The sequence below is a fragment of the Xaviernesmea rhizosphaerae genome (assembly GCF_001938945.1).
GTDB lineage: Bacteria > Pseudomonadota > Alphaproteobacteria > Rhizobiales > Rhizobiaceae > Xaviernesmea > Xaviernesmea rhizosphaerae.
In genome coordinates, this window is record NZ_MKIO01000042.1 from 1 (window position 1) to 20,232 (window position 20,232).

Annotated in this window: 11 protein-coding genes; 2 read left to right on the plus strand and 9 right to left on the minus strand. The window is 64.8% G+C overall.

Annotated elements, in window-relative coordinates:
- Window positions 1–179: 179 nt before the first annotated feature.
- The 7 genes from BJF92_RS22720 to BJF92_RS22750 form a co-directional block, all read right to left on the minus strand.
- Window positions 180–1,133 (minus strand): IS481 family transposase, encoded by a 954-nt coding sequence (locus tag BJF92_RS22720; RefSeq protein ID WP_075637050.1) that lies wholly within the window; start codon window positions 1,131–1,133, stop codon window positions 180–182.
- A gap of 172 nt (window positions 1,134–1,305) precedes the next feature.
- Window positions 1,306–2,829 carry a class I SAM-dependent methyltransferase gene (locus BJF92_RS22725; protein WP_075637051.1) on the minus strand — a complete coding sequence of 508 codons (1,524 nt, stop codon included), beginning with the start codon at window positions 2,827–2,829 and terminating at the stop codon, window positions 1,306–1,308.
- 150 nt (window positions 2,830–2,979) lie between these two features.
- The gene (locus BJF92_RS22730) at window positions 2,980–5,181 is read right to left on the minus strand and encodes a glycosyltransferase (protein ID WP_143524164.1); all 2,202 of its coding nucleotides are present in this window, start codon (window positions 5,179–5,181) and stop codon (window positions 2,980–2,982) included.
- Between the two features lie 194 nt (window positions 5,182–5,375).
- Complete coding sequence (locus BJF92_RS22735; protein WP_075637053.1) at window positions 5,376–7,943, minus strand: glycosyltransferase; 2,568 nt, start codon at window positions 7,941–7,943, stop codon at window positions 5,376–5,378.
- Window positions 7,944–8,069: 126 nt separating this feature from the next.
- Entirely contained in the window at window positions 8,070–8,885 is an 816-nt protein-coding gene (locus BJF92_RS22740) for a sugar phosphate isomerase/epimerase family protein (RefSeq protein WP_075637054.1), read from the minus strand.
- Window positions 8,882–9,652, minus strand: a complete 771-nt coding sequence (locus BJF92_RS22745) for a hypothetical protein (RefSeq protein ID WP_075637055.1) — start codon at window positions 9,650–9,652, stop codon at window positions 8,882–8,884. The genes BJF92_RS22740 and BJF92_RS22745 overlap by 4 nt, the downstream gene beginning before the upstream one ends.
- Window positions 9,649–10,752 (minus strand): FAD-dependent oxidoreductase, encoded by a 1,104-nt coding sequence (locus tag BJF92_RS22750; RefSeq protein ID WP_075637056.1) that lies wholly within the window; start codon window positions 10,750–10,752, stop codon window positions 9,649–9,651. Before BJF92_RS22750 ends, BJF92_RS22745 begins: the two co-directional genes overlap by 4 nt.
- Window positions 10,753–10,998: 246 nt before the next feature.
- On the opposite strand from BJF92_RS22750, the gene BJF92_RS22755 reads away from it, so the two are divergent.
- Together BJF92_RS22755 and BJF92_RS26185 are read left to right on the plus strand one after the other, a co-directional pair.
- The gene (locus tag BJF92_RS22755; protein WP_075637057.1) at window positions 10,999–12,669 is read left to right on the plus strand and encodes a hypothetical protein; all 1,671 of its coding nucleotides are present in this window, start codon (window positions 10,999–11,001) and stop codon (window positions 12,667–12,669) included.
- A gap of 185 nt (window positions 12,670–12,854) precedes the next feature.
- Window positions 12,855–15,776, plus strand: a complete 2,922-nt coding sequence (locus BJF92_RS26185) for a tetratricopeptide repeat protein (protein ID WP_245294871.1) — start codon at window positions 12,855–12,857, stop codon at window positions 15,774–15,776.
- Between the two features lie 229 nt (window positions 15,777–16,005).
- On the opposite strand, the gene BJF92_RS22765 is transcribed toward BJF92_RS26185, so the two are convergent.
- Together BJF92_RS22765 and BJF92_RS22770 are read right to left on the minus strand one after the other, a co-directional pair.
- Window positions 16,006–18,615, minus strand: a complete 2,610-nt coding sequence (locus BJF92_RS22765; protein WP_158032260.1) for a glycosyltransferase — start codon at window positions 18,613–18,615, stop codon at window positions 16,006–16,008.
- Window positions 18,605–19,957, minus strand: a complete 1,353-nt coding sequence (locus BJF92_RS22770; RefSeq protein ID WP_075637059.1) for a DUF6212 domain-containing protein — start codon at window positions 19,955–19,957, stop codon at window positions 18,605–18,607. Before BJF92_RS22770 ends, BJF92_RS22765 begins: the two co-directional genes overlap by 11 nt.
- Between the last annotated feature and the right edge of the window lie 275 nt (window positions 19,958–20,232).

Consider the following 20,232-nt stretch of genomic DNA (forward strand, 5'->3'; position numbering starts at 1 on the left):
CAAGACGGACGTCAGCTTCATGGCCTGGATCTTCCTGCGCGCGGCACACCTTCGGCTCAAATGAATGTCAACGCGCCTTAGAGCATCGGAACGAAACGTGGGAACCAGTTTTCGGAAAAAGCCGATGCAAAAACAAAAATCGAGAGCATCGCACTGCGTACAACTTTCAGTCTGATGCTCTAGGTGTGGAGCGTCAAGAGGTTGTCCCCGGTGAGAGCGAGGCGACTGATAGGGGTTTGTGCTTTTAGGCTGCCATGTGGCCTGTGCCAATTGTACATGTGGTTCCACACGGGGAGATTCATTTTACGGTGCTCGGAGGAGGGATAGGAGCGAGCATAAGCCCATTCCTTCAAGGCTGTCTGGATGAAGCGTTCAGCCTTGCCGTTGGTCTTGGGCGTGTAGGGTCTGGTTCGGATATGCTTGAGCCCGAGCGCCTTGCAGGCTTTTGCAAAGTCCCTGGCTTTGTAGCACGAGCCATTGTCGGTCATGACGCGCGTGACGGTGACGCCGAGGCTTGCATAATAAGCGACGGCTGCCCTGAGAAAGGCAATTGCGCTGACGGCTTTCTCGTCGGGGAAGATATCGGTGAAGGCGATGCGGGAGGCGTCGTCGATGCAGACATGGACATATTCCCAGCCGACGCCGCGCGCGCTGCTTTGCCCCTTGCGGTCGCCGGTGATGCGGTGCCCGACGCGCTCGAACCGCCCCAGGCGCTTGATGTCGAGATGGATCATCCCGCCCGGCTCGGCATACTCATAGCGCACGACAGGCTGGGGCGGCTCGAGGTCCCTGATGCGCGACCGCCTGGCGCGCTTCAGCACGCGGCTGACGGTGGCGCAGGAGACGCCGGTTTCACGCGCGATGTGCCTGCCGGTCAGGCGCTGGCGGCGAAGCGTGATGATGCGCTCCGCCAGCGCCTGACCGGTCATCCTGGGGCTTGCATGGGGTCGCGACGAGCGGTCGATCATGGCCTCCCGGCCGCCTTGCCGGAAGCGCTCGGTCCGGCGCCTGACGATCTTGGCGCAGACGCCAAACATGCGGGCGGCCTGGGAAACCGGCATGCCAGCCAGCACCAGACGCGCCATTTCTTCTCGACGCAAAGGCGTCAGTCGGGCATTCTTATGGATGTTCATTCGGGGCCTGCGATCCAGGAACTGAGGTGTGGTAACTCCAGTCTCCTCGATTAGCCCCGAATGGACAACCTCCTGAAAGCTCACATCTAGGGAACCGGAGCGAAAGGCGGTTTCAGGTTTTCGCTCCGATGCTCCCATCTCCTGGCGCCAGAACGCGGCTGGCGCGCCCGCGTCACTCCGGCCGATCGCTGCGCCCGGCAGCCCCGCTCTCCTGCGGCGCGGCCTCGTCCGCCGCCCCGCTGTCTTCCGCCGTCGCGGCCAGTGCCTCCTCGAGCACGCGGATGCGCTCGGCGCGAATCTCCAATTGCGGCTCCCACCATTCGCGCTTCACCTTTTCATGCGTCTCGACGGTCTCTTTCAGGCGCCCGATTTCCGGCACGTACCAGTCGTTGATCAGCCGGCGGCTTTCGTCGAGCTGCTTCTGCAGGTCGGCAATCACCAGCTGCGCCCGCTCGGCCTCGCTGACGAGACGCTTGCGCAGCAGCTGCACCTCGTTCTCGAAGCGCATCTCCCGGGCCTTGACGCTCAGCCGCGTGACCTCAAGCGGACCCTGCTCGCGCGGCGGGCCTTTCTTCTCGATCAGGCCCACGGTGGTGGCCCGGATCGCCGCAAGCTCCTGCAAGAGATCCGCCGACGCTGCGCCCTGCGGCGCGGCCGGATCGGGAAGCAGGCTGTCGAGCCGCTGCTGCAAGGCCGTCTGCCGCGCGGCGCTTGCGCGCAGCCGCTCCGCCTGGCCGTCGCACAGGCTCTTCAGCCGGGCGATCTCGCTGTCGCGGCTTTCAAACTGCGCCTGTCGCCATTCGACGCTCAGCCTTTCGAACTCGCCGATCACGGCCTGCAGCCGCTCGCTTTCGAGAGGGCCGGTCTTCTGGTTGGCTTCCAGCTCGGCCATCCGCGCGCGCAGCGCGCCCATGATCCGCCAGGGTTCGAAATAGCCCGGCACCGACAGGGTGCTGAGCGCGACATTGCCCGGCAGCGTGCCGCCCCAGACGCCGATATAATCCGCGCAATTGTCCTGCGTGGTGACGATGTTGTGCTGGGCCGGTATCTGAACGGCGTTCTCCACCGGCTTGACCTTGACCATGCTCATCTGGTCGTGATGCGGAACCTCGACAAAGGCGTCGCCGGCGACGAAATTCATCATCCCCAGGATCGGCGTGCTCATCAGCCAGCCATCCGCCGGGCCGAGCTGCGCCTCGGCCAGCTCGCGGAAATCGGCGAAGCTGTAGGGGCGGATGTGAAAGATATTGTGATGGCCCTGAAAGGCCGCATCGTTCGGGCAGCTGATGACGATCATGCCGCCTTCGGCGAGCAGGCCGGGAAGGGCCCGCAGAAACGCCTCGGGCTTGCCCAGATGGGCGACCGTCGCAAAGGAGACGATCACGTCGAAGGGCTCGGCACCGGCCAGGACAGTCTCCAGCCGCTCGGCGTCGCCTTCGACAAGGGTCACGCCCTCGCCGCCGAAGAGTCGCTCAGCGGTCGCCACGGCGTCCGGATCAATCTCGACGCCGACGACGTCGCGGGCGCCCCAGCCGCGCAGCAGATGGCAGCCATAGCCTTCGCCGCAGGCAACATCCAGCACCCGCTTGCCGGCGACAGAATCGCGCAGGGCCGCATAGCGGGCCACATGCTCCGCGCTGTTGTAGCTGTGATAGGGGACTTCGGGATTGTCGAAGGGAAGACGCTTGAGGCTCATGCTCATTCCTCTGCTGAATTCGGTCACGAAAGCGCGCCGCGATCTTACAGATTCGCTTCCCGCGCTTTAAGTCTCTGTTCTATTCGCATGTCGAGCCGGATGGCGAGAAGCGCGCGCGGCCTTCGCCCGCGAGCGCGCTCCAGGGCTCTGTCATGAACCGGCTTGCTCCGAAAGCCGGTGTCCATCTGACGGTTCGATGCTGTCTGACGGCGGCCCGGCGAGCGCCGAGACGGGCTTGAAGATCTCGCCGATCCTTTTGCGATAGGCCGCCCGCGAATGCCGCCGGCGCAGCCGGTCCGAGGCTCTGGCGGCGCGCTCGAGGGCCTCGGGCCAGCCGTCATAAAGGGCCCCGATCGCCTTGACATAATTGTCGGCCACCGCCTCGCGTCCGACAGGGCTGTCGATGAGAATGCCGGTCTCCTCATCGATGAACTCCCCGATCCCGCCGACATCAGGCGCGAGCACCGGCAGTCCGGCGGCCGCCGCCTCCAGAATGATGTTCGGCAGCCCGTCATAGGCCGCCGTGTAGAGAAGCGCGTCGTAGGCTTCCAGCGGCAGGGCGTCGAAGCGGGTGAAAGGCCCCCGATGGACGAGATTGGGCAGCCCGTCGAAAGCGGCCGGATCGAAGCGCGCGTCGGTTTGCGTGCCGAAGACCTCGATGACGATGTCGGGCCGCTCCCGCGCCAGCTGCCGGGCGATCAGCGGCAGGAGATCGGGCCGCTTCTGACCGTCGATGCGCGAGGCCCACATAAGCCGCTTGTGCGGTGGCTGCGCCCCGCGCAGGGGCTCCGTCGCGAAGGGCTCGCACAGCGCATAGAGCACATGCGCCTTTTCGGCGATCGGCAGGCCGATCCGGTCGACGGCGTCAGCCAGATGCCGGGCATGGTCGGAGACGATCGCATGGATCACGTCGGCGGCCTCCGAAATCACGTCGAAAGCATAGCCGTTCCTGAAGTCCTGGCCGAAAAATTCTCCTGCCGGATCGCAGAAGTAATATTGATAGATCTCCGCGCCGCCGATCTTCGCCGCCGACTGCTTCAGGAAGCCGTCGCCATAGTAGGAATGCTTGACGTGGATGCGCCGGACGCCGACGATGTTCTGGAGGAGACGCAGGGTAACCAGCTGGATGGCGTCCATGCTGATGGGTGTGGCCGTCAAGGTCGTGAGATCGACGAAGATGCTGCCTTCGGGCAGCCGGTCGAGCCAGGCCGCCTCGCCGAAGGGCTGCCCGGCGAGGAACAGGCAGCGGCTTCCCGGCTCCAGATCGACCAGCGCCTCGGCGATAGAAATCAGATATTTCTCGCCACCGCCGGCCGTCAGGAAGGGCAGCAGAAAGACGTCGGTGAACTGCAGCCCGGCCACCGCGCGGCAGAGATGGAAATAGGCTTCCGCCGCCTGCCGGTCGGCCGGCAGGTTCGACCGGACCGTGCCGCGCAGGAGACGTTCGAGATTGATGCCGGGATCGATCCGGTTGGCCGCCGCGACAAGATCGACCATGCCGGGCTGGCGCATGAACGCCTCCGCCGGCAGCGCCGCCGGCAATGCGCCAGCCGGCGGGTGGCGGTCGAAAGCCGGCGCGGTCAGCCGCAGATAGGTGTAGGGGCGAAACAGCCGGCTGGGCGGAACCGCGGGTTTGGCAAGGGCCCTCGCCTGCCGCGCAAGCGCGACCTGCGCTCTTTCCCGACGGAAGACGACGGTCCCGGCGACGGTCAGGATCTCGTGGCCGCGGGCCAGGCATTCGCTGTTGAAGTGCCAATCCTCATAGGCAAAGCGCGCGTCATCGCCGACATCGGCAAACCGCAGATCATCGAAAAGGCTGCGGTGGCAGAACAGCGGCGCACCGTCATAGGGGTTCTGCGCGAAGAAATCGCCGATGCCGATCTGCTCCGGCCCGTAAAATTTCACGATCGCGGCGGTTTCGCCGAAGCCGATGACATAGTCCGGAAACAGGATCGCCGGGCGCTCGCGCGCCCCGGCGGCGGCAAGCATGCGCGCGTAGAAATCAAAGGAGACCAGCACGCCGGCCTCGGCCATGGCGATATGGGTTCCCCGGGCGGCGCGGACGCCGTCATTGCGCGACAATGCCGGCGACGCGTGACCGACCTCCACCAGGCTCGCGCCGTCGAAGGCACCGTAATCGTAAGTCTGAACGATCGCACTGGTCTCGCGATCGGCCTGATCGAGCACGATGACGAGTTCGAAGGTGGCGCCGGACTGGCGGGCATAGGCCACCGCTTCCTCGAGCGACAGAAGCGTGCGCAGGACATGGCGCGCCTCGTCCCTGAGCGTCAGGAGGATGGAGACATCGAACGCCGCGCGCCGGGCCTGCGTCTCGCCGCCGTCAAGCTTCATGCCCTCGTCCACATCACACCCCTGTCCGTGCGCGGGACGCGAACAAGGGCGTCCGGGCGCCCTGGTTCTTCCCGCATCCCGCTCTGTTATCCGGTCAGGTTTGGCATTTGCAACACGGGTTTGCAAGCGAACGCCCTGGCCCTTGCGGCATCGCCATGATGCTCGATCTGCGCCGGCGGGGGCAAATGTCAAAATCAGACCACAGGCGGACGCGCGCCAATGCCGGGATTGAAGGCGCCGTTTTCCAGGGTCCGGCTCAGATGGCGGTTGTACCAGGGATCGCGGTCGATCCAGGGTTTCCAGCGGGCGATCATCACCTTGCCTTCCCGGTCGTAGCGCGCCCGCTTTTCCGGCGTGACATCCCGGCCCCGGCTGAAGCTTTCCAGATGCAGCAGCCTCGCGCGCGGCTCGAGGATGGTGCGAAAGCCCTGGCTTTCGAGCTTCAGGCAGAGATCGACATCGTTGAAGGCGACCTGCAGATCCTGCTCGTCCAGCCCGCCCACCGCCCGGTAGCGCGCCTTGTCCACCAGAAGGCAGGCGCCCGTGACCGCGCCGACGCGATGGGCGACCTGCAGCATGCCGAAAGGCCCGGCGGTGTCGGCGGTCTCGTATTTGTAGACATGGCCGCAGACCATGCCGATGCCGCCGGCAATGCCGGCATGCTGCACATGGCCCGAAGGATAGAGCAGCTTCGCCCCGACGGCGCCGACATCCGGCCGCAGCCCATGGCGCAGCATCGCCCGCAGCCAGTCCGGCCGGATGGCGACGATATCGTTGTTGACGAGACAGACGAAAGCGCCGGACGCCGCCTCGACGCCGAGATTGCACAGGCGCGAGAAGTTGAAGGCTCCCGGCGCGGGCAGCACCTTGCGGTCCGGCTGGCCCGAGAGATCGCGCAGATAGGCCTGCGTCGCCGGCTCGACGCTGCCATTGTCGACGACGACGATCTCGAGATCGGGATAATCCGTGCCGGTGGCGAGCGATCCGATGCAGCCGCGCAGCAGCGCCAGGTGATCGCGCGTCGGAATGATCAGGCTGACGCGCGGCAGGCTGCGCGGCAGCGGATAGACGACATGGGCGAGCCCGTCGCGATCGGTGGCAAGGCCAATGTCCCGCTCGCCCAGAAGCCGCTCGATCAGCGCCCGCTCGGCCGGGCTGCGGTCGACGATCTGCCGGAGATCAGGCCGCTTACCGGCAATGCCCGGACGGTGATGCAGCACCTCGTCGATATGGACGATCCGCTCCGGCGGTGCCGACAGCAACAGCCGCTGCACCAGCTCGAACAGCGCCGCCTCGGGATGATCGTCCGCCAGCCGTTTCAGCATCGCGGTCGCGACCATGACGCAGGGACCGACATAATCGGCGGCCAGATGCAGGTCGATGTCCCAATCCGGCTTGAACAGCGGCGAGAAGACCGTGTCCCCTTCGCTGAAATCCTCGTCGCAGTAAAACAGCAGGGCATCGGGATGGCGCCGGGCGGCCGCGCGGAAGCGAAAGACGGCATCGGGCACCAGCCGCCCGCCGGGCCGCAGCACAAGGGTGAAGCTTTCGACAAGCCCCGCCAGCACCTCCGCCGGGCTGCCATCGACCCGGATCGCGCCCGAAGGCTGCGCCGGCAGGGAAAGGCGGCTTGCGGCCGCCGGTCCTGTCGGGCCGGCGGCGCCGTCGATCAGCACCGCGACAGCGGGCTGCGCGCGCGACCCGCCTGTCGCCCCGGCGCTATCGTCGGCGGCCAGGAGGCGCATCTGCTCGGCGAACCACGCGGCATAAAGACTGTCGCCGCGCTTTAGGGCGAGGGTTGACGACGCCGGCAAGGCTGGCGTCCCGCCTGCCGCGGCGGCCCCCTCCCCTTCCCCCGGTGCCGCCGCTGCCTTGACCGGGCGAAGCGTGAACTGCGTCACCGTGAAACTGTCCCGGCGATGCAGAGGATCGAGCCTGAGCGCCGCCGGCGGCCCGTCGAGATGGAACATGGCGCGGAAGCGGCCGGCAACGCCCGCCTGTTCGAGCGGAACGATACGGACATCGCGAAAGGGCGGCCTGCGCGCGAGAAAGAGCACGGGCGTCAGGCGCGCCGTCTCGGCCCGGGCCTCGAACAGGATCTCGACCCAGCCCATGGGCAGGCCTCGCGGCAGGCGGACGGCAAATTGCGGATGATCGGTCTGGGCCACATATCGGCCATCGCGAATGATCAGATCGCGTTTGGCCACCAGCTCTGCCTTGAAACTGCGGCCGAGCATCAGGCGCACAAGCCGGTCCGCCTGCGAGCGCACAAGGGCCCAGCCGCGCGGCGCTCTATGTCCCCTGCCCTGCGCGGCGCGATGGGCGGCGAGCAGCCCGCTGAGGCGCGCAACGATGGCCGTGGCCTCCGGCGCTTGCGGGGCGTCCTGCGGAAAGGAGGACAGCGCCGCCTGGCGGTTTTTCGGATGCAGGAAGACGGTGAGCTCGTCGATCTCGTGATCGATCGCGGGGGTAAACGGCAGACGCGCCAGGGCCTCAAACAGGGCCAGCGCCTCCTCCAGCCTGCCGCGGCTGCGCAGGAGATGGCCGAGATGGAGCATGGCGTCCCATTCGGTCTCGTCGGCCTCGAGCGCGTTTCGATAGGCGAATGCCGCCGCGTCGAGCGCGCCGCTTTCCTTCAGCGCATGGCCGAGCTGGACCCATTGCGCCGGCTGGTCGAGATCGCCCGCCACCCGCTCGGCCTGCGCCTCGGCCGCCGCGCGCCAGCGCTGCCCCTGCTTCAACCGATCGATATCAAGCGCCATGCCAATGTCCCGCAGCCTGCTTTCGGGCTGTCGCCCGCCGCCATATGCGCCGCAACCGGGCGCAAGCGCAACTGTAAGCGCGCGAACCCGCCGCCGCGGGCGGCAGGCGGATCGGGGCGGGCCGGATCAAGCGGGGTCGCCGTAGACCCCATGAACATAGCGCGCGGCCGTGGCGGCGGCATCCGGCCCGCCGGCCTTGGCGGCGAGCATTTCCACCACCACCCAGCCATCATAGCCTTGCGCGCGCAGCGCGGCGGCCGCGCCGGGATGGTCGGCCACGGGCGCATCGAAGCCGCGCAGATCCGGCTCGGCGGCATGGAAATGCACGATCCTGCCGGCACAGCCCTCGATGGCCTCGACGATGCTGTCGCCGCTGAGTTCGACGCAGCTGGTATCGAGATGAATGCCGAGCCCGCGATGGCCGACGGCCTCGACCATCTGGCGCATCTGCGTCCAGCGATCGAGAAAATCGCAGCCATAGCTCTGCGGAACCGGCTCCAGCCCGAGCACCAGATCATAGTGCGCGGCGACCTCGGCCAGGTCGGCGAGCCGCTCCCGGCCCAGATCGAAGGCTTGCGCCACGGTGAGTTCCCCGCGGCGGCGCTGGCGCGGCGCGCCGAACACCGCCCTGCGCGCGCCGAGCGCCTGGCCGACCCGGCCGACCAGATGGATATGCCTGCGCATGCGCTCGAAAGCATCGGGCGCGCCCAGAAGCTCCACGCCCTCGGCGCCGAAGAAGATCGCCTGCAGCGAGGAGACGCCGAGCCCGAAACGCGCGAGATTGCCGGCATAATCGGCCAGCCGCTGATCGGTCAGCTCGTCCCAGGGCGCGATCCGCGTCGGCGCGACCTCGAGGCCGCTAAAGCCGGCGGCCGCCAGCGCTTCCAGCGCGGGCGCGGCCGGCTCCTGCTCGAAAGCGAGATTGGACAGGCCGAGCTTCATGCCCTTGCGCCTTCGATGAAGCGCTTGAGCTCGCCCAGCATGGTGGCGCGGTCGATATGGTAATCGCCCTCACCGCCGAGAAGCGGCGCGTGCAGCGTGCGCATGTCGTAGCGCGGCGCCGCCGGCGACGGCGCGCCGATCGCGGTCCCGGGAAAGAACATGTCGACGATGGCGGCCGTCTCAATCGGCTCCACCGCGACGTTGATCACTTCATGTCCCGACGCCACGACCTTGTCGAGATCCTCAGCGAAGCGGCGCATCGGATACCATTGCAGCACGCCGTTGGGCACGATCTTGTCGACCTGGTTGCCGACGATCAGATCGTAGATCGGATTCTTCTTCAAGCCCTCGCCAAACAGGCCCGGCAGGCGGACGATCGTGCAGCGCTTGAAGCGCGCCTGTGCCCAGAGCTCCAATTCGCGCCGATGCCGGCCATAAGGCTGCGCCGATGCCGGATCGGGCTGATCGGCCTCCGTCACGGCGACGGGCGCGGGATAGACATCGACCGTGGAGACCAGCACGAAATGATCCGCCGTCACCGTTTCCAAAGGGTCGGTCAGCCTGATGATGCCGGCCTTGTCCTGTTCCGGCTCCTTATTGGCCAGCCACTTGACCGCCGAGACGCCGGCGCAGACCAGTGTGGAGAAATGCCGGCCCCTGATCTCCTCGATATTGGAGGAATTGTAGCGCGCATCGAAGGCACGGCTGCGCATCAGCGTCGAGCCGACGAACCCGGTATAACCGATCAAACCCGTCTTAGCGCTCATTTGCTCGCTCCCACCAAACCCGGCATGAGAATGTCGTCGCGGATCGCGAAGGATCGCGCAACCGGTCCTTTAGAATTGTTTTCTTCCAGTAGCGACAGAATCCGCTCCGTGGCGTAGAAAATCGTGTCGATCTTGCCCGAGAGCACGCTGAACATCCGGCCGTCGCGATAGATGGCGCAGCTGCGGTCGTCTTCCTTGCCGGCCGGCTTGGTCTTGATGGCGAGCTGGACGCCGCTATAGCGGAAGGCGTCGGAAAAATGCGGCACGTAGCGCCGGATCTGCTCTTCCATCGCCGCGCGCTTCATCGCCACGAGCTCGCCATCGACGCTGTGCAGCTTGGCCCAGGCCTCCGGAGAGCTCGCATATTGGCCAAGCGGGGTGTGCACCACGCTCGACAGGGTGAAGATGGACGGATCCTCCGTCGGATAGACCGAGCAGAGCGGCCCGTCCACGAGCGTGATCGCCGGATGCGGCGCCGTCGCCTCGTAATAGAGCAGCATGGTCGGCTCGAAGAAGATGTCGCGCGGAATGTCGGAGAAGTGACCCCAGGTCGCGTCGATCACATAGTCGAAGCGCTCGCCATCGACCTCGACATGGGTGTCGAACCGCTTGAGCGAGGTGATCCTCGCATTGAGCTGCAGGATATTGGCCAGCCGCTGCTCGAAATGCTCGCGCGCATGCTTGATCATCAGCACCCGCTCATCCGCCAGCACCGCGCCGCTGATATTGTCCAGCCAGGGCTTGGTCTGTGTCGTCTCGATGAAATCGATGCCCGAGGAGGCCATGATCATCTTGTAGGTCGGAAAGTCCATCAGGCTGTCGCGGTTCGGCACGGCATAGATGTTCTGCTCGATCGGGGCCGAGAGATCGGGATAGCGCTCGAGAAAGCGCAGGAACCCGTCGCGCGACTGCTGCCGCGTGCCGTGATGGCGGGCATAATGGAAGCCCATGTGCAGTCGGAACTGGTTGTTGCCGGAAGCGCAATGCAGCGTCCGCCGCTCCGCCTCGAAAATCTTGACCTCGAAGCCAAGGCTCGCCAGCGAGGAACCGATATGGCAGCCATACCAGCCGGCACCGATAATCGCGACTTTGAAAGGCAATTCCGTCTCCACAGACAGGTTTGAAAACTGATGATCCCAGCCGAAAGCATCGCTTGCGCAGAGGCGTCCGGTCGCGCATCGCGCGCAATGAGGCCGCACATAACATTGCCGCATTCGCCGCACAAGCGTATGGACTTTTCAAGGACGGGCGCCGCCGTTCGGCGGAGCGGCAGATTGCCTTGCCTGCGCGCAACCAATATATTGTGAATATTAGATACTTCTATCCTGCTTCGAGGACCGATCCGCATGCCGACCGTCGCTATGATCCAGCACACTCTCAAGGAATGGTCGCGGGTCCGTCAGAGCTTGGAAGCCACCCTTCAAGAGGCTCTTTCACAGCATGATATGCAAGCCTATCTGGCCCGGTTCGAGGCAGATGTCCTGTCGCATCCCGATCTGGCGAGCGCCTATTTCGATTTTCTTCGAAATCTGAAGAATTTCATCTCCAGTCCCGACAGACATTCGGCCGATGCGCTGCGCGATTACCAGGCGTCGGACATGCTTCGCTTCGGCAGCGCCTATTTCTTCTTCACGATGCGCAAGACGATCAGATCCCATACCAGGCTGAACGGGCGTCTCCAGCGCTCGGGAAAAACCCAATGTTCCGAAACGATCGACTATATGCAGGCGGGCGTTCTCCTGGATCGTGCCTTCGGAAAGACCCTTGCCGTTCGTTGCACCAATTGGGGTGCGCATTTCATCCGGTCGAAAGCGATCGACGGGTCGTTTGTCTATCTCTGGACGCGGCTGGGCACCAATTGGGGTTATATCGGCGACCAGAGGGTCCGAATCGACTTCCTCAACGAATGCATCGATTTCGAGCATCTGGAATACTTCTATTCCGTCAAGCACTTCGTCCAGGAACTCTGGTGGACGTTCTATGTTGCCACAAGCAATTATGTGACGCATCTCGATATCGAGCAGATGAGAGCGGTCGATGCGGGCCGGGCAACGCAGAAATTCGCCTTCTTCAGCGAAGGCTTCTGGCATATCGGCCACGAGATCTGGAACAGCTTCTCCGCGGCCGATTTCTTCGTGCAGAACGGCGTCCGCTTCGACATCGTTCTCGGCTATGAACATCGCTGCCTGCATGGGGATCTCGAGCGCATCCTGAGCGATGTGGCGGCTGAGTTCGTTCTGGTCGACAGTGTCGACGCGCTGGCGCGCTATCTGGCGCAAAGCCCCGAGGTCGTCACCTTCATGACGCGCCACGACTTCATCGGCAGGAACCTGTCGAAGCAGGTTCTGGACAATCTGCGCATCGACAACCACGCCATGATCGATCGCGTCATCGCGGATCCCGCGGCATTGTCGATCTGTTTCGGGATCCGATGCGGAAATCGTGAATGTCTCAACGCGTTCGATCTTCTGGAAAGCCTGATCGATACGGCGACCCGCCATCTGAACGGCGGCCTGTTGCGCATCGTGCTGGACGGAACCCAGCGCCAGAAGCAAACGGGGACGCACGCCGCCATCGCCACCGATGTCGAGGCGCAGCTCCTCGAGCGGATGCATCGCGAGCTGGGGACGCGCGAGAATGTCGAACTGATCGACACGGCCCACCTCACCTATCCTGAATCGGTCCGGCTCGTGAATCTGTGCGACATCTTCGTCACGCCCTGGGGGGCGGGCCTGGCGAAAACATGCTGGGTCGGACGGCTGCCCGGCGTCATCTACGGGAACCGGTTCATCCTGGGCCGCAACGGCGATTATGACCTTTACAGCTCCGGCTTCTGGGTCGAGGAGCCCAACAGGATCGAATATCTCCCGGCCGACCACATCACGCGGGACGTGGAGCGCAGCCCGGACGGCAAGATCAATGATTTCGAAATCGATCCGGCGCGCTTCAGCGCCTTCGTCTGGTCGTTCATCGAATCGGCCGAGATAAAAAGGGCTTGGGAGCAAATGTCGAGCTGATCATCATTTTCAAAGGTCCGGCTTCCCCTGGAGGCTGTCGCGTTTTACTGAGGAGACGGGCGCAGCCAGAGGCAGAGCGAGCCGCCCGATCGAAAGACGCTCGATGTGTTCGAAAAGACCGGCAGGACGCGCGCCGCCCTGCGCCGTCTCAGTGGACATCGGCGTTTGCCACCGGAGCATGATGGATGAATTTCGACACCGAGATGACGACGGACGCACTGCGTGCCGAGGCGGCGGCAGCGCTGGCCGAAAGGCGGCTGAGCGATGCGGCCAGAGCCTATGCACGACTGACGGACCTCCTGGCGCAGCCTGAGCTTGACGCCTTCAGACAGGCCGTCGTCCTCAGCTTTGAAAACGGCCGCATCGATCTTGCCGCGGCTGTCGGCCAGCGCGCGCTGCAGCATTATCCCGATCATCCCGAACTGCTCGTCTATCACGCGGCCGCGCAGGACCATCTCTCCAGGAGCGCCGAAAGCTATGGCCATTTCCGCGCCGCGCTGCTGCGCCATCCCGCGCAATGGGGCAGCATCTACCATGCCTTCAAGGAGGCGGCGCGCCGGCAATCCCGGGAGGCCGAGGCCATCGCGGATCTCCAGTCGATCGCCGATGCGCTGGGGGCCGCCAATGACAGGTCGCCGGCGCGCGCCTCCGCGCTTTACGAACTGGTCAACCTGCTGCATCTGACGGAGCCGCGCGACGAGGCGGGGCTGGATCATGCGCTTCGGCTGGCCCATGCCCATTCGCCCGAACTCTTCGCCCTGGTCCGCTATGCCGACCCGTCCGGCCGCGTGGCCAGGAGCCTCAACCCGGAAAGCGACGCGCAACGCGATGCAAGGCTCGAGGCGCTCAACCAGGGCGTGGTCGACTTCCTTGCGGGCCGTCCGGTGGACTGGGCGCGCCTTGCCCCCTCCGACCTTCGCGACGATGTGAGCGCGCTGCTGGACAGCTATACGGTCATCGCCACGTCCGATCTCGACCAGGCAAGGCCGGCACTTGTCGCCGGCGGCCTGTCCGGCGCATTTCTGGACAGGCTGAAAGCCGGCCCGGACGCCTATGTCGATGCCATCTCGCCGCGGGAGGATGACAAGGCATGGCGGCTGGATGACGGCGTGAAGCCGCGCATCCGCGACATTCTCGACACACTCGACCGCCGTTACAAGGTGACGCTCGATCCCTATGGCGAAGGGCTGGCGCAATCCGTGCGCATGGTCGGCGTCGATGCCTTCGCCTTCCCGCAGGAGGACAGGAGCTTCGTCGCCGCCCAATGGTGCGAGGCGGATCGCTACCTCTCCGATACGGTCTGGATCTTCCCGAAACTCCGGACGATCCTGTTTTTCCGGGAGAGCAAATTCAGCGCCAAGACGGTCACCGCCTTCGTTCATCGGCTCTTCGTCCATTTCGCACAGGTCCCGGCCTTGACCTATCCGCGATCGGACGCCTTCGACGGCACGATTCACGTGGTCGCGCCGGTCATTCCCCATATCGGCCATTACATCTGGAATGCGATCTCGGGCTGGTCTCCCTTCTTCCGCTATGCCAAGCGGACAGACGCCGATGGGCTGGCGGTCTATCGGAACCTGTCGATCATCTGCGACGTCCGCGATCTCTATCCCGAGCAGGTCAAGCAGCCGGTCCTGCTGCTCGACAATGAGCATGATGCGGATCTGCGCATCCTGGCCGGCGAGACCATTCTGACGCTGAAGTCGAATTACATCACCGAGGAACTGGCCAACCGCGTGATGATCGCGGCGGCGGACAAGGCGAAGGGCGCCCTCATCGAGGAGGCCCGCGCGATGCGCAAGCGCTGCTTCCCGCTGGTGCTCGTCACGCTGCGTCTCGGCAACCGGGCCTGGATCGGCCAGGACGAGGGGCTTCGCCTGATGATGGAGGCGCTTCACGCGGAATTTCCCGCGATCGGCTTCATCCTCGACGGCATCAATTCCGGCGTGTCGCAGGGCTGGACCCATGCCCTGATGTCGGTTCAGGAAGAGATCGATATGGCCCAGTCGATCATCGACCGGCTCGACCCCGGCGTGCCGATCCTCAACAGCATCAACTGTTCGGGTGCCGAGAGCATCGTCCTGTCGCAGATGGCGGATGCCTTCATCGCACCGGTCGGCGCCGGCATGGCCAAGTATCGATGGATCGCCAATCTGCCGGGGGTTGCATATTCCAACCGGATCTTTTCCGCCAATGATCACCTGCACGGCCATCTCTACGATTACTATCGGGAGCATGCCCGCGCCGCGCGCCATCTGCCGGCAGAGCGGGTGACCGACATCGCCGTCGAAGGCATGGAGGCCTACCGGAACAATTTCGAACTGGACTGGCGCGATCTGAAGGCGCTGGCCTCCGAGCATTTCAAGAAACTGTTTTTCCAGTCGACGGCGGCGGACGAAGCGCTGGCGAATGCCGGGCTCCGGCCTCGGGCCAGCAGCGCGCAGGCGATAACGCGGGCAGATCCCGGGGTGGCGGGACGCTATCAGCATTATATTTCGCTCGGGTCGAACTGTGAGGTCGCCTTCCAGTTCCGGCGCGTCCTGCAGCAGGACAGCTCCAGCTTCTTCTCGTGGAACGTGACGGATTGCCGCGCCTTGCTGCGCCTTTTGCGGGCGCGTTTCGAGGGCGTGGCGGAATTGGCCAATATCCGGCCGCACAGCCATGACTCGATGCTGCTTGACGCCCGCTATGATTATCTCTTCCACAATCCCTTCACGACGGGCGAGCCGCGCGACGATCCGAAGTTCGAGGAGACCTGGGCGGCCTATCGGGCGAAGATCGACTATCTCGTGACGAAATTTCTGCGCGATGCCGCCTCCGACGATCGCACGGCCTATTTCTACAAGACCGACGAACAGGATATGCGCGAGAAAGCGCGGCAGATCCGCGATGCGCTTTGGGATCTGCATCAGAAAGACAATTTCGATCTGATCATCATCCAGACGCGCGACCGCGAAGAGGAAGACTGGGGCGAAGAGCGGCTGAGAAACCGCTATGTCAGGCGCTTCGCGCCGCTCGACGATGCGCATGACGGCCATGTCAGCAATTACGATACGATCTTCCGCGAGTTCCCGAAGGCCGCGAAAATGTATTTCGCAGGCTATTGATCCGGTTTCCGGCTGATCGCTTCGCGAACCGGAAACAAGAACCGTCGGACCATGACCGCCCGAACAACAAAGCCCGCGATGTTTTCCCATCGCGGGCTTTGTGTGTTGCGTCTCCGGAGTTGTGACCTTTAGAGCATCGGACTAAAAATAGCACTCAGTGTGATGCTGTAGATTTTTGTTTTTGCATCGGATTTTCCGAAAACCGGTGCCCACTTTTCGGTCCGATGCTCTAGCTCGCCTTGTCGCGCAGCTCCAGCCGCTTGTCGATCGCCTGGATCAGCCCCTTCATCGCCTGCCCCCAGTTGCGCTGTTCCATCGCCGCCACGGCGGCCTGGCTGAGGGCTCTGAGCTTGTCGCGGTCCTGCGAAAGCGCGCGCAGATGCGCGACCGCCTGTGCAGGAACGTCGCCGGCGGGGTCCATGACGAAGCCGGTCTCGCCATCGCGGATCGCCTCGCGCACCGCGCCGACATCATTGCCCAGCGTGACGACGCCGAGCTGCATCGCCTCGAGCAGCACCAGCGGCAAGCCCTCATATTGCGAGGGCAGGACCAGCACGTCATGGGCGCCATAGAGCGCGATCAGCTCGTCCTGATCATAGACCGGCGGCTGCAGATAGGGCATCAGCGTTTCCACGGCCGGGTTGCGCGTATCGGAAACGACGGATTTGCCGACGATCGTCCAGTCGATCGGCAGGTTCATCTCGCGGGTGCGCGCGACGATGTCCGCCAGCGTCTCGAGGCCCTTTTGCGGGTCCAGCCGCCCGAGGAACAGCACCCGCAGGCGCTCGGCCCGGCCACGGCCCGCGAGCGCCTCCTCGATCACCTGCGGCGGCGGCGCGAAGGTCGGCGCATTGACCACGGGCACCAGCTTTTCGGCCGGCATGCCCATGCCACGGCACCAGTCCGCCAGCGCTTCAGAGCAGGTGGCGATATGGTCATAGGCATGCTCGAAGGCGAGGGTCAGGAACGTATGGCCGACGGGCCGGCCGGTCGCCGTCAGGTCGGTCAGATGCAGGGAGGCAACGGTGACGACCTTGCGCTGCCGAAGAGCGCCCATCAGCCAGTTGGTGCTTGCGGCATGGGCGTTGACCACCACATCCTGCCAGCCCATCAGCGCCACCGCGCGCTCGCGCTGTCCCGGATCGTTCCAGGCCGAGAGCGGCGTGCCGAAATATTCCTCCGGCCCCGACCAGGGCGCCTGGGTGGGATCGAGCAGGAAAATGATATTGTCGAAAACCTGCTGCCACTCTTCGGTCAGCCGGCCATTGTTGCGCTCGGTGATGTAGAGGTGAACGCCCCAGCCCTCGGCCTTCATGGTGCGGGCCATATTGAGCACGACCTTCTCCACCCCGCCGAATTCGACGAGGGGCAGCAGGAAGCCGATATTGCGGCCCTGGCGGCGGCTTGGCGGAAAGGTTGCGACCCCGCCCCAGCTCTTGCGCTCGACGTGATAGGCATCGACCCGGCGGAACAGCGTCTTGCGCCAGTTCCACGTCATTCGTGCCGCCTCGCGATAGGGCGAATTGCACAGCCGCTCGGCGACAAGCAGCAGATCGAAACCGACCTTGCGGCCGAGCGTCTGCGCGCCCCTGGGCGACAGCGTCACCGACAGCTGTGCCAGATCCGCCCCGCTGTGCAGCACCAGCGTCTGCAGCCAGCCGAGATCTGTGCGCGCGACATCGGCGAGCGTGTTGAACGGCATCATGATCAGATGCGCGTCCTGCACCGTCTCCACCCGCTCCGGGCGGATGCTGTAATCCTCCCCGTCGTCGTCTTGCGCAAGGCCGGCCTGGCGAAGGGCCGCCTCGACCCGCACGGCGGCGATCGGGGCGAAATTGAGCTTCTCTTCCAGTGCCCAGAACAGCCAGGAGGCGATCCTTGCCCGCTGGAGAACCCGCAGGGACGCCGCGGTCGTCACCGCCAGGAAGGCCGGCACCGAGGAACGGCCGGGCTCGATCAGCGCGCGCCAGAAATCCGCCGGGAAATCCTTGACGTCGGCGGAAAGATCATGCGGATCGCTGGCATAGACGGTGCGGCCCTCATCGGCCAGATAGATCACATAGCGCGGAAACTCGCGCTGCTCCTGCGCCCTGATCTCCTTTTCCGAGAAGAAGGCGCGATGCTTGCGCTGCATCGAATAGCGGATCATTGCATCCAGCTTGGTCGATTCCGCCAGCATGCTCTCCGGCCGCTTGCGATAGAGAAAGCCGAAATTTTCGAGATGCTTTCCCCTGAATCCGTGCTCGAAGGCGCTGATGAAGAAATCCCAGTCCTCATAGCCCTGGCGCATGGCCTCGTCGAAGAACACGCCGGCCTCGAACACGCGCCGGTGCAGCAGGCTGCCCGCCTCGCACAGGTTCATGTTGCGCATCAGAAGCGGCGAGAAGTCGCCGCCATAGTCCCAGCCCTCGCGCAGGCCGAACATGTCGACATCGGGATAGACCCAGTCCACCCCTTCCCGCAGGAGATAGGCCGAAGCGCGCTCCAGCGCCTGCGGATGCAGGCGGTTGTCGGCATCGAGGAAATAGAACAGCTCGATCTCCGGCCGCGTCGCCAGGATGTGGCGAACGGCGAAATTTCGGGCCGAACTGAGGCCGCCATTCCTCTTGCGAAGATAAACCGTGGCCTCGGGATAGGCCGTGGCATAGGTCGCGCAGGTTTCATGCGTGGATTCGAACGGGCAGCCGTCATTGACCAGGACATGCAGGATGTCGTCTGCTAGCGTCTGGCGGCGGATGCTCTCGATCGCCTCGATGACGAGGCCCGAATGCCGGAAGATCGGCGTGATCACGGCGATCCGGCGCTTTGCCGGGACGGAGAGCGACATTTCAGGCGACATCCGCGCCACCTTCGGCATAGTCGAACGTAATGTCGCTGAAATGGGCCCAGCAGAAGCGCGCGCTCTCCCCTTCCGGCAGGCGCGTCAGAAGATAGAGATCCGCCGGCTCGGCCAGGGGTTCGGCCAGGAACAGCGTCACCATCGCCGGCGTGCGCGCCGGCAGCACCACCCAGTCGCTCTGATGATCCAGATCCAGGCTCGGCAGGGCGATCGCGCCGCGCATGTCCGGCGATCCCAGGCCGAGCCCGTAGACCACGCGGCCCGCTTCCGGATGCATCGTCTCGACGCGCGCGGAGATGCGCACGACCCCGGCCGGGCAGGCAAGCGGCAGACAGGCCTTGGTCGGCGACAATCCGACCGGATGGACCTGGATGCTCCTCTCGGCCTCGTGGAAGAAGACCATCGAGGCATCGCCGAGGGAATCGATGATGGCGGTGTCGGCCTGAAGCACCAGCGTGCTCCGCTCCATGCCGCTGCCGAGCGCGCGCACGGCCTCGCTGGAATGGGGGAGGCGAAGCCCGGGCGAGGCGGTCCAGCGATTGAGCGCCAGGGTGCTGCCGATGCGCTGTCCGTTGATGAGTGCCTGCCAGCGCTCGACGGGATGGGAGACGCCGAGGCCCAGATGCAGCCCCTCGCCCCCCGTCCAGCGTCCGGACAGGAGCAGGGAACAGGGTTCGACCGGCAGGGCCCGGTCCAGCGACAGGCGCAGCCAGCCCTCGGACAGCGCGCGGCGCGCGACGGTCCAGCGGCCGACGACGACGTCGCTTTCGAGCGCGCGCAGCTGGATGTGAAGATCGCCTTCCCCCTTGGGGAGGGCGCGAAGATAGATGGCGACATCGCACAGGCCGGCGGAGCGATCCGGCAGAAGCTGCTCGAAGTTTTCGACCGAAAGGCCGTCTGCCGGATGGGACAGACGGCTCGGGCCGACGGGGGTGGCGGCCCGCCGCTCGGCAAGGCGATTGTGCTGAACCAGCACTTCGAGCGCGGCAAAGGCGGCTGACATCGCCTCGTAATCGGCGCGCAGCAGGGCGGTGGAGCGCAGGAGATCGGCATTGGCGCGCGCGAGACGGCGCACACAGGCGGCAATCCGGCCGAAAATGAACGGTGTCACCTGCTCGGGCGCGCTGATCAGGGCAACGAGCGGCGCGGGTCCGGCCGGGCTTGCCGCCGGGCTGGCGTAATAGGCCTGGATCCGTTCGAGGATGTCGGGAGAACTGGTGATGATGCTGTCGAGATCGGGCGGGATCAGCGCCTCACCGGTCGTCGTCGGCTCAAGACTGTCGAGCGACAGAGCAACGAGGGTGCATTCGTCGGACTTGTGGGTCAGCGCGCCGGCCTGCACGTCCGGTTCCAGTGCAACCCATGCGATCTTGACGGGAAGATGAGCCGACGGGCTCGAGCTATGCCTTAAGAGATGCTGAGAGGAAGCGTCCTGCATGAAAGTGCCAAATATCCTGAAATCGTATCGCGACGGAAATGCATGTAAAGGCTTTTGCCGCCTTTTGGAAGCAAGAGCAACGACAGGTTCCTTGTTCGGCGCAAATGCGTTCCAGCGCGGTTTTCGCGCCACACTTCGGTTGCGCGACTGGCGGTCGCACATCTCACGCGCACAGGAAA